Here is an 11,277-nt window from a genome sequence, read left to right as displayed (position 1 = left end):
GCTCTGCGCGATGACCGCGGTCGGCACCTCCTCGCCCTCGAGCAGCGTCCGGCCGGCGGCCACCCCCTCGTCGACCGAACTCGCGGCGGCTGCGGGCGGCGGGGGAGGCGAGCCCCGCCACGACGACCAGGGCCAGCACCAGGAAGAGGGCGTTCAGCAGCCCGTAGTGCTCGCCGAGGAAGCCGATCGCCGGCGGTCCGACCAGGAACGCGACGTACCCGAGCATCGCGACCGCGCTGACGCGGGCGGCCGAGTGCGGTCCCTCCGCCGCGGCCGACATGCCCACCGGGAAGCCGAGCGAGCAGCCCAGGCCCCAGGCCACCGCGCCCACGATCACGAGCGCGTCGACCGGGGCGAGGATGAACAGCAGGATGCCCGCGATCGCGAGTCCGGCGGAGGCGCGCAGCACCGGGACGCGGCCGAAGCGGTCGAGCACCGGGCCGCCGATCACGCGTCCGACGGTCATCGCGGCGACGAAGACACCGAACACGACGGCGGCGGTGGTCTTGTCGGTGCCGTGGCCGTCGACCATCGCGAGGGTCAGCCAGTCGTTCGCGGAGCCCTCCGCGAAGGCCATGCCCAGCATGATCAGGCCGATCAGGACGAGGCGCCCGTCCCGCCAGACGCCGAGGGAGGCGGCGACGCGCTCGCGCACGGGCGGCTTCACTGTGGTCGCCGCGCCGGCGATGTCCAGCTCCTCGCGGACGGGGACGAAGCGGATCGCGATGACCGCCGTGACGACGATCAGCACGGCGATCGCGCCGAGGTGGGCGGCCACGGGGACGGCCAGAGCGGAGGCTCCCGCGCCGATCAGCGCGCCGGCGACGGTCCCGAGGCTGAAGAAGGCGTGGAACAGGGGCAGGAGGGTCTTGCCGAAGGCAGCCTCGTTCGCGGCTCCCTCGACGTTCATCATCACGTCGACCGCTCCGTTGCCGAAGCCGAGCATCGCCATGCCGGCGAAGGCCGCGGGGAGGACGCCGATCACGTCGGCCGAGACGCCGAGCACCGCCAGGCCGGCCGCCGAGACGGTGAGGCCGAGCGCCATGCCGCGCCGCGCGCCGATCGCGCCCATCACGGGGGTCGAGAGCGCGAGGCCGACGATCGCGCCGATCGACATCGAGAGGATCAGCAGGCCGACTCCGGCGGTCGAGAGCTGGAGTTCGTCGCGGATCGCGGGGGTGCGCGAGACCCAGGTGGCGATCGAGATCCCGCTGAGGACGAAGATCGTGAAGACCGCGTTGCGCCAGGCGACGAGCTGAGGGCGGGTGAGCGCGGACGTCGATGTCATGGCGGTTCTCCTGATGCGGGCGGGATCCGGACACCGGATCGAGAGGCACGGTCGAATCGATTCGAAGCGGGCCGGTCTAAGCTATCCGGAACCCCGGGGACGGTCAACCGACGACGAGCACGCCGCCCCCACGAGGAGGAACGTGGAACCCCGCAAGAGCCCCCGGCCGACGCTCGCCCGCGTCGCGAGCCGGGCCGGAGTGTCCCCCTCCACTGCCTCGCTGGTCTTCAGTGGCTCCGGCCCCGTCTCGGAGGCGACGAAGGAGCGGGTGCTGCGCGCCGCCGCCGAGCTCGACTACGCCGGCCCGGACCCGCGGGCGCGCTCGCTCCGCCGCGGCCGCTCCGGGATCGTCGGGGTCGTCGTCGACGAGCGGATGCTGCACGCGTTCCGCGACCCGATCAAGATCGCGATGCTCGACGGGATCGCCGACGTGCTGGGCGGGGTCGACGCGGGCATCCTGCTGCTCACCGAGACAGAGAACGGAGCAGGATTGCTGGCGACCGCGCCCGTGGACGCGATGATCCTGGTCGCGTGCAGCCCGTCGGTCGACGACTCCGTCGCAGTGCTGCGCCGTCGAGGGGTGCCCGTGATCGTGGTCGAGGGCCTCTCGGGGCTGAGCGGCGCCGTGATCTCGCTCGACAACCGCGAGGCCAGCCGCACTCTCGCCGAGCACCTGCGCGAGCTCGGCCACGGGCGCATCGCCGTGGTCTCGCTCCCCTTCGCCAAGGATCGGCGTCGCGGTGCGATCCCGGCGGACTGGCGCGCGAGCCCCAGCATCACTCCGGTCGACCGGCTCCTCGGCGTCCAGGATGTGTTCCCGGAGGCGCTCGTCGTCGCGGCCGCCGCGAGTTCGGTCGACGAGGGGGTGGCCGCCGGCCGGACGCTGCTCGAGGGCGAGGAGGTGCCGACCGCGGTCATCGCGCAGAGCGACCTGCTCGCGGCGGGCGTGATCCTGGCGGCGGAGGAGCGCGGGCTGCGCGTGCCCGCGGACCTCTCCGTGGTCGGCTTCGACGGCGTGCAGGTACCCGGGCTCGCCGCCGAGTACGACCTGACGACGATGGCGCAGCCCGCGGTCGAGAAGGGCCGCGCGGCGGGCCGGGCGGCGGTCGCGCTCCTGGCGGACGAGGAGGCGGAGGCGGTCTGCTTCCATGCCGTCTTCCACCGCGGGAATACCAGCGCCCCGCCGCGCTGAACGGAGTTGTCCACGGACTTACTCGCAGGCGTCTCCCGTCTCCACGGGTGTGTTCAGAGGCTCGCGGAGCGCTCAGCGAAGCCAGACGTCGCTGCGGACCCGGAGTCCGAGGGTGAGCGCGCGGGCGCCCAGGTAGCCGACGGAGAAGGCGAGCCAGAGCGCGAGGAGGCGCCACTCGCCGGGCGCGGCCGGCGCGAGCAGGGCCAGCGGGACGAAGACGGCGAGGTTCGCCAGGCCGCTGAGTGCGAGGTAGCGGCCGTCTCCGGCGCCGATCAGCACACCGTCGAGCACGAAGACGTAGCCGCCCAGCGGAGCCGTCAGGCCCACGACCGCGATCGCCGCGGGGAGCAGCCGCAGCACCTCCTGGTCGCTCGAGAAGACGTACGGCAGGACACCGCTCAGGCCGGTGACGACCGCGCCGAGGACCACTCCGGTGCCGATTCCCCAGGTCACGCAGCGTTTCGTGACAGCGCGCGCCCGCTCGGCGTCGCCCTCGCCGAGGAGGCGGCCAAGGAGCGCCTGTGCGGCGATCGCCACGGCGTCCAGGGCGAAGGCGACCGTCGAGAACAGCGTCATCGCCACTTGGAAGGCGCCGAGCTCCTCCGCCCCGAGCGAGGTGGCGGTGGCGACCGCGAGCAGGATCGCCGCGCGCAGGCTCGCGGTGCGCAGCAGCATCCAGCCCCCCGATCCCGCGGAGGAGAGCAGTCCCGCGAGGTGCGGCCGCAGCGGCGCGCCGACCCGCCGGGCCAGTCGCAGTGCCACTCGCGCGTAGGCGGCGAGCATGGCCCACTGCGCGATCACCGTCCCCAGCGCGGAGCCGGTTATCCCCAGGCCGGCCGGGTAGATCAGCAGGGCGTTCAGGGCGGCGTTGAGCGCGAATCCGCCGGCCGCAATCACGAGCGGGGTGCGGGTGTCCTGGAAGCCGCGCAGCAGCCCGGTGAGCGCGAAGACGCCGAGCATGGCGGGGATCCCGGCCATGCTCACCGACAGGTACCGCACGCCCGCCTCGGCAACTGCCGGCTCCGCCCCGAAGAGCGCGACGACGACCGGAGCGCTCAGCGCGCCGACCACGGCGATACCCGCGCCGAGCAGCAGGGCCAGCCACCCGCCGTCGATCCCGGCCGCCACGGCCCTGCGCTCGTCGCCCTCGCCGAGCGCCCGCCCGACCCGCGGAGTCGTGCTGTAGGCGAGGAACACCATCAGGCCGACGACGGTCTGCAGCACCGCGCCGCCCAGCGCGAGCCCCGCCAGCGGAACCGCGCCCAGGTGCCCCACCAGAGCGGAGTCGGTGAGGAGGAACAGCGGCTCGGCGACCAGCGAACCCAGCGCGGGGACGGCGAGCCGGAGGATGCTGCGGTCGAGGTCGGATGTCACCGCTCGACGCTAGCGGTTGCCGGGGCCGTACCGTGGGGCGTGGCGGGTCGACAGGACGGGACGGGCGCGATGAGCGGGCAGGACGACGCCGGGCAGGACGAGGCCGGGCGAGCGGCGACCGCGCGGCGGATCGGGATCGGGTTGGCCGCCGTCGGCCGACCGGCCTACATCACGGCGGGCCGCGACGGCGACCTCGGGCCCGCCTCGGAGCGGAGCGTCGAGGTGCTCCGCGAGCGCACGCATCGGCTGCTCGACGCGGCGTGGGACGCGGGCGTCCGCTTCATCGACGCTGCGCGCTCCTACGGGCGAGCGGAGGAGTTCCTCGGCGACTGGCTCGCGCGGCACCCCGAGCGGCGGGCCGCGCTGAGGATCGAGTCGAAGTGGGGCTACGAGTACGTCGGCGGGTGGGCGATGGACGCGCCGGTCCACGAGCGCAAGGAGCACTCGGTCGCGATGCTCGACCGGCAGTGGCCGCTCACGGTCGACGCGCTCGGCTCCGCACCCGACTCCTACCTCGTCCACTCGATCACCCCCGAGAGCCCGGCTCTCACCGACCGGCCGCTGCTCGACCGCCTGCGCGGCCTCGCCGGCTCCGGAGTGCGCGTCGGCCTCTCGACCAGCGGACCCGCGCAGGGGCGCGTGATCGAGCTCGCTCGGGCGATTCCGGAGTCGCCGTTCAGCGCGGTGCAGAGCACCTGGAATCCGCTCGAGCAGTCGGCCGGCGACGCGCTCGCCGCCGCGCACGACGACGGCTGGCTGGTGGTGGTGAAGGAGGCGCTCGCGAACGGGCGCCTCGTCGTGCATCCGATCGACGCCGACGGGGAGACTCCGCCCGACGCGCTCGCCCTGGGCGCCGCCCTCGCGCAGCCCTGGGCCGAGGTCGTCCTGAGCGGAGCGGCGACGGCGGAGCAGCTGCTGGCGAACCTGCGCGCGCGTCCGCTCGCGCTCGCGGCGCTCCCGGCGCTCGCCGTGGATCCGGCCCGCTACTGGGCCGAGCGTTCCGCTCTCGACTGGACCTGAGAGCACATGCACGAACCGGAGAGTGCGCGGGAGTGCCCCACGCGGTAGCGTTCCCCTCGCCACCCCGCCTCCTTTCTGCGCGAGAGCTGGCGTGCGGATCGACCCTCGTGATAGTGCCCGACGGGATCCACTCGTGCCCGCCACCCCTCTTCGAGTGCCCACAGGTCGAGATTTCCTCCGCATCCGGTGCCCGCACCCGGTCGGACCTAGCGTGACGCGCAGGTCGTCGATGCGACTGGCTCGCCCTCCCCCAGGTGAGCGCTCGATCCTCGACCCGACGCCCAGCGGAGTGCCCCCATGTCCCGTGCCCGAACCGTCTTCCTCGTCACCGCCGCTCTCGTCGGAACCCTGCTCACGGCGCCGAGCGTCGCGCTGGCCGCGACTCCCACCACCGCTCTTGTCACCGGCTTCGAGAGCGGTGCGCCGGCGCTCGCGGCGGCCACGGGCACGGCCTCCACGGCTGCCTCCGGCGACAGCACGGAGGGTGACTCCTCCGTCGAGGTCTCGTACGACGTGACGGGCGGACTCGCCGAGCTCGGCTACGACCCGCTGCAGGCGCCCGTTGTCCCCGCACCCGCCTCGGCCCTGACGGTCGATCTCCGGGGCGACGGCTCCTACAACACCGTCTATCTGCGGATCCGCGACGCGAGCGGTGAGACCTTCGTGCACCGCGTGGACGCGATGCGCTCGACCCAGTGGCAGACGCTCACCGTAGACCTCACCGCGGAGCCGGTGGCCCGTGACGGCGGCGACGGCAACGCCGTGATGGACGCGCCGCTCACCGTCGCCGGCGTCCTCGTGGTGCGCAACGGCGCGCAGCCGCCCATCGGCTCCTTCGCCCTCGACAATCTGCGCGCGGACACCACCGGCTGGACCCTCCCCGTCGCCGCGTCGACCTACGTCGCCGCCGGGCAGAGCGCAGCGCTCTCGTTCGACGCCGGCGCGGCGGGCGACTGGGAGCTGCGGCTCGCGGACGCTGCCGGGCTCTCGCGCACCCTCACCGGCACGGTCGACGCCGCCGGGCCCGTCGCCGTCGACTGGGACGGCCTCGACGACTCCGGCGCCGCGATGAGCGGCGACGTGCGCGCGGTCCTCCGTCAGGACGACTCCGCGGACGGCTCCCTCGGCGCCGCGACCACGACCGGTGTCCCGCTCCTGGTGACCCTCGCCGCCGCGGACGACCCCGCTGCGACCTCCGTGGTCGAGGCCTTCGACGGCGGCGACGACGGTTGGAGGGTGGCTACCGGATCCGCGACGCTGCGCCGTGCCTCCGCGGCCGCTGCGAAGGGCGGGGCGGCCAGCACGCAGGGCACCGACGCGTTGGCCGTCGACTACGACCTCACCGACGGCATGGCCGGCATCACCCGCACCGCACCGCTCGACGTCGCGACCGGCCCGGTCACCGCGCTGAAGGTCGACCTCAAGGGCGACGGCAGCTACAACACGGTCTACCTCCGGGTCACCGACGCGAGCGGCGAGGCGTTCACCTACCGAATGGACGCGATGCGGCAGAGCACCTGGACCACGGTGCCGATCGACCTGACCCAGGATGCGGTGCTCGCCGAGGGCGGCAACGCCGACTCCGTGCTCGACATGCCGCTGACGCTGACCGGCTTCTACGTCGTGCGCAACGGCGAGCAGTCGGCCACGGGCTCCTTCGTGCTCGACAACCTGCGCGCGGTGAGCAGCCGGTGGACCATGCCCGTCGCGGACACCGAGTTCCTCGTGCCATCGGAGAGCGCCCTCGCGAGCCTCGCCTTCTCGGCCGCCACCGCCGGCGACTGGATGATCGTCCTGCGCGACGGCACCGGCCGCAGCCGCTCGCTCACCGGCACCCTCGCCGAGCCCGGCGAGACCGCCGTGCAGTGGGACGGGAAGGCCGACGACGGCCAGGAGATGGACGGCCCGATCCGCAGCACCTTCCTGCAAGACTCCAGCCCCGACGGAGCGTTCTCTGCCTCGCGGACCCGCTCCGCGACTCCGACCCTGCTCACCGTCGCCGCGGCCCAGCCGTCGACGACCAGCGTGGTCGAGGGCTTCGAGGGCGCGGCGACGACCTGGGGAGTGGCGATGGGCTCGGCGGCGATCTCGCGCACCAGCGCGCAGAAGACGCAGGGCTCCTTCGCCCAGCGGATCGACTACGACGTGTCCTCGGGGCTGGTCGAGACGGTGCAGAGCACCCCCGCGACCGTGATCGTGAAACCGGCCACGTCGCTCCGGATCGACCTCAGGGGCGACGGTACCTATAACACCGTCTATACGCGGCTCCGCGACGCCTCTGGTGAGACCTTCACGTACCGGCTCGACGCGATGCGATCGACGGCGTGGGCGACGCTCGACGTCGACCTCACCGCTCCGGCCGCCCTGATCGAGGGCGGCGACGGCGACCAGGTGCTCGACTTCCCGGTGAAGCTCTCGGGCGTCATCATCGTGCGCAACGGCAGTCAGCCCGCGACCGGGACCGTCGTGCTCGACAACCTGCGCACCCTCGCCTCCGGCTGGTCCCTGCCGACCGCGGCGAGCTCATTCTTCACGCCGGCCGCCTCGGCGACCACCTCGTTCTCGTTCACGGCCGCCGGCCCGGGCGACTACCGGCTCGAGCTGCGCGATACGGAGGGACGCCTGAAGACGATCACCGGGCGCGCCGCGGCGGCCGGCTCGGTCACCGTGCCCTGGGACGGCTCCGACGGCTCCGGGGCGCGGATGCGGGGCGACGTCAGCGGCGTCTTCTCGCAGGACGGCGCGAACGACGGCACGCTCGCCTCGAACGCGACCCGCAGCGGGATCCCGCTGCTGCTGACCCTCGCCGAGGTCGACGCCGACGCGAGCCTCGCGCAGTCGTTCGACTCCGCCGGGACCGAGTGGGTGGGGGCCGCTGGTGGCGCCACCCTCTCCACCTCGACCAGCCGCACCGAGGGCTCGGGGGCGCTGCGGATCGCCTACGACCTTTCCCAGGCCGACGCCGAGATCGAGCCCGCGACCACTCCGGTACCGCTGCTGACGCAACCCGCGACCGCGCTCAAGGTCGATCTGCTCGGCGACAGCAGCTGGAACACCGTGTTCCTGAAGCTGCGCGACGCCACCGGCGAGATGTTCTTCTACCGCGTCGACGCGATGAGCCTCAGCCGGTGGACGACCGCAACGATCGACCTCCGGTCTCCGGCCGCGAACACCCACCTCGGCAATGACGACAGTGTGCTCGACTACCCGGTCTCGCTGGTGCGGATCACCGTGGTCCGCAACGGCCCTTCGGCCCCGGCCACTGGCTCGGTCGTCCTCGACAATCTGCGCGTGCTCGACAAGGACTGGACACTGCCGACCGCGAGCGCCGCGCGCTTCTCGCGCTCGACCGCGGCGACGACGGCCGTCCGCTTCAGCGCCGGCAGCCCGGGCGACTACGCCCTCGTGCTGCGCGACTCCGCCGGACGCCTTCGCACCTACGGCGGAACCGCCTCCGCCGCGGGCGAGATCAGCGTGACCTACGACGGGACCGACGACAGCGGAGCCGCGATGTCCGGCAGCATCGCCGGGCGCCTCACCTGGGACACGACAGCGAACGGCGCGCTCTCGGGAGCCGCCACGGCGACCCGCCCGTACCTCACCGGAGTGAGCGCCCGCGTCACCGAGGCGGCACCCACCTCGATCAGCGGCATCAACAGCTTCCTCACCGAGCAGGATTCGCCCGCCGAGGCGGACCGGCAGGCCGCCCTCCTCGAGGGTGCCCAGGTGCGCTGGGCCCGTGAGGAGTTCGAGTGGAAACGCATCGAGCCGCGGAAGGGCTACTACGACTGGGCGAAGTTCGACCAGGCCGTCGCGATCAGCCAGGCGCGCAACGTCGACATGATCGGCAAGCTCGTCTACTCCGCGCCCTGGGCCTCCTCCGCCCCGGCCGGCACGTCCGCCGAGGACGCCCAGTACTACCCGCCGAGCAGCACCGCCGACTTCGCCTCCTATGCGGCGGCGACGGTGGCCCGGTACAGGGACCGTGTGCACGTCTGGGAGGTGTGGAACGAGCCCAACACCGACTACTACTGGCGCGGCGGAGCCACGGCCGGCCAGTACGGCGAGCTGCTGAAGGCCGCCTCCGCGGCGATCAAGGCCGTCGATCCGACCGCAACCGTGCTGGTCGGCGGGCTCGACCAGTTCAGCGACCCGTTCATGGCGGGCGTGCTCGCAGCCGGAGCCGGCGACTCGTTCGACGGGCTCGCCGTGCACACCTACACGGTCGACGGGGCGCCCGAGACCGGAGCAATCCCGACCTACCTCGACGCGGCGCAGAACTTCCTCACCCGCAGCGCGCCGGGCCGGAGCCTGTGGATCACCGAGGTCAGCTGGGCGACCTGCACCACTTGCGTCGGCGCGACCAGCGAGGCCGACCAGGCGTCGTACCTCTCCCGCTCCTACCTCGACGCCGCGGCCCGCGGCATCAAGGCGATCGCGTGGTACAACCTCGTCGGCGGCCCCGACCCGCAGGCGCCGCTGGACACCTTCGCGGTGACCGAGCGTTCCGGGCGGCAGAAACCCTCCTACGCCGCGCTCAAGGATGTAGGCGCGGTCCTCGCGACCGGCACCGCTGTCGGTCGGGCGAGCGCGACCGCCTCCGCCTCGCCGGTGAAGGTCGACGACCTCTCCTCCACGAGCGGATGGGCCGTGGCGCCGATCGGCGGCGGGAGCGCCTCGCTCGCCGCCACCTCGACCGGCTACTCGGGCTCGGGGGCACTGACGCTGACCTACGACTTCTCCGGTAGCTCGAAGGGCGCGCAGCTGCACACCTCGCGCGCCCTCCCCGGCTCGCCGACGGCGGTCTCGGTTTGGGTGCGCGGCGACGCGAGCACCAGCCCCGTGTACCTGAAGCTCCAGGACGCGACCGGAGAGACCTTCCAGGGCCTCGTCGGCAATGTCGGTGGCCCGGCGTGGCAGAAGATGACCCTGTTCTCGGACGGGCTGAACACCAACTACACCCATTCGGGCGGAGACGGCGACGGCGTGTGGGACTACCCGGTGAAGCTCGTGGACGCCTTCGTCTACCGGTCGATGTCGGGCATCACCTCCGGCACGGTCTCGATCGACGACGTGACGGCCGACTACGGAGTGAACCTGCACGGCACCGTGCTGCAGACGCCGACCGAGACGGTGCAGGCGCTCTCCACGGCCGGCCCGTCGACGGCTTCGGTGCAGGTCTCGGGCACAGCGGCATCGATCCGCACGAGCAGCGGCAGCACGGCGCTGACGGTGGCCGACGGGCACGCGACCGTGACGCTCGGCCGCACGCCGACGTTCGTTGTCTCGGCGCCTGCAGTGGCGCGTCCCAGCGGCACGACGACGCTCGACTGGATGACCGGCGACGGCGCGACGACCAGCGTCGCGGTGCTCACGGCGTCGGGCTCCGTGGCGAAGCAGTTGACCACGTCGATCCGCTACCTCGCGGGCCGGCAGGTGCTCGCCTGGGATGGACGTCTGACCAACGGCACCGTCGCGCCGGCCGGGTCGTACAGCATGCGCATCACGACGACCACGCTCGACGGGCGCACGAGCGTGCAGAAGGTGGCGTTCACCCAGCCCTGAGCCGCGGGTCGCGACTCGGCCTTGATCCGGCGCTCGCGGCCCGTGCGCTGACTCGGCACGGGCCGCAGGCGACCGATCGACGCGCCGGGCGGACGCTGAAAACACGAGGGGTGGCGCTGAGGAAGCAGGTACGTCGGTCGTCAGGTATCCCCTCGATCCGGGGTGCGGAGTCGTGACTCGGGATGCCGCCTTTCCGGTCGTTGCAGGGTGGAGGAACGTCCCGGCGATCGTGTGTGGCGGGTGGTCGTTCGATGACGGGGCGAATCACGTGGTTTCCCTTGACGAGAGGCGGCGACGTTGGTGGACGCGCGAGGTCCGATTTTTGGTACAGGTGGTGGCTGCGCGAATCGGCCCGACAGACGCCCGGGACGCAGGACCGAATGAGGGAGGCGGTGGCGGTGTGTCAAGAGACGTGGGCGCCGGCGCGGGTACTGACGAGCGTGCTGGTCGCCGCGGACCCGGCGCTCGGTACGTCGGTGCACACGGCGCTGGCGAGTGAGGCGCCGGTCGCAGCGATCCTGGAGGCTCTACGACGACGGAACTGCCGGCCGCGCTGCGCGACCAAGGACTCGACCGTTCCGAGTACGACACTGCCCCAGCACCGGGGAACGTCCGCAGCAGGAGCTGAGGTGCCCCATTCTTTCTGGACCACCGCGGAATTGGTAGGATTACCGCGATGACCGAAAGGAAGGCCCGGGATGTCCAGTTCCCGTGGGAAGTATTCTCCGGAGTTCCGCGCGGAGGCAGTGCGCGAGGTGATTGATAGGTCGCGATCCGTCGCGGACGTCGCTCGAGAGCTCGGACTGGTTCCGCAGACCCTCACTAATTGGGTGGCTGC

Annotated in this window: 6 protein-coding genes; 4 read left to right on the top strand and 2 right to left on the bottom strand. The window is 72.7% G+C overall.

Features of this window, described 5'->3' with window-relative positions:
* On the bottom strand, nt 1-1,288 hold a 1,288-nt coding region (locus tag C5D07_RS03020), incomplete at its 3' end, for an MFS transporter (RefSeq protein ID WP_104258650.1).
* Nucleotides 1,289-1,430: 142 nt separating this feature from the next.
* Between C5D07_RS03020 and C5D07_RS03015 the strand changes: the two genes are divergently transcribed.
* Nucleotides 1,431-2,480 (top strand): LacI family DNA-binding transcriptional regulator, encoded by a 1,050-nt coding sequence (locus tag C5D07_RS03015; protein ID WP_249028159.1) that lies wholly within the window; start codon nt 1,431-1,433, stop codon nt 2,478-2,480.
* A gap of 72 nt (nt 2,481-2,552) precedes the next feature.
* Here the strand turns inward: C5D07_RS03015 and C5D07_RS03010 are convergent, their stop codons facing one another.
* The gene (locus C5D07_RS03010; RefSeq protein WP_104258649.1) at nt 2,553-3,854 is read right to left on the bottom strand and encodes an MATE family efflux transporter; all 1,302 of its coding nucleotides are present in this window, start codon (nt 3,852-3,854) and stop codon (nt 2,553-2,555) included.
* Nucleotides 3,855-3,923: 69 nt separating this feature from the next.
* Between C5D07_RS03010 and C5D07_RS03005 the strand changes: the two genes are divergently transcribed.
* From C5D07_RS03005 to C5D07_RS16370, 3 genes are all read left to right on the top strand, one after another.
* A complete protein-coding gene (locus C5D07_RS03005; RefSeq protein WP_104258648.1) occupies nt 3,924-4,874 on the top strand; it encodes an aldo/keto reductase in 951 nt (316 codons plus the stop codon).
* 297 nt (nt 4,875-5,171) lie between these two features.
* Nucleotides 5,172-10,439 (top strand): carbohydrate binding domain-containing protein, encoded by a 5,268-nt coding sequence (locus C5D07_RS03000; protein WP_104258647.1) that lies wholly within the window; start codon nt 5,172-5,174, stop codon nt 10,437-10,439.
* A gap of 698 nt (nt 10,440-11,137) precedes the next feature.
* The coding region (locus C5D07_RS16370) for a transposase (RefSeq protein WP_146079777.1) at nt 11,138-11,277 on the top strand (140 nt) is incomplete at its 3' end.

It is taken from the genome of Rathayibacter tritici, assembly GCF_002932875.1.
In the GTDB taxonomy this organism is placed as follows: Bacteria; Actinomycetota; Actinomycetes; order Actinomycetales; family Microbacteriaceae; genus Rathayibacter; species Rathayibacter tritici.
Note: the sequence above shows the minus strand (reverse complement) of the source record. Positions and strands in the feature narration are given on the sequence as shown.

Excerpts from the sequence above, each read along its gene's own strand:
- C5D07_RS03005 (WP_104258648.1), top strand. The coding sequence starts at position 3,924 with ATGAGCGGGCAGGACGACGCCGGGCAGGACGAGGCCGGGCGAGCGGCG.
- C5D07_RS03000 (WP_104258647.1), top strand. The coding sequence starts at position 5,172 with ATGTCCCGTGCCCGAACCGTCTTCCTCGTCACCGCCGCTCTCGTCGGA.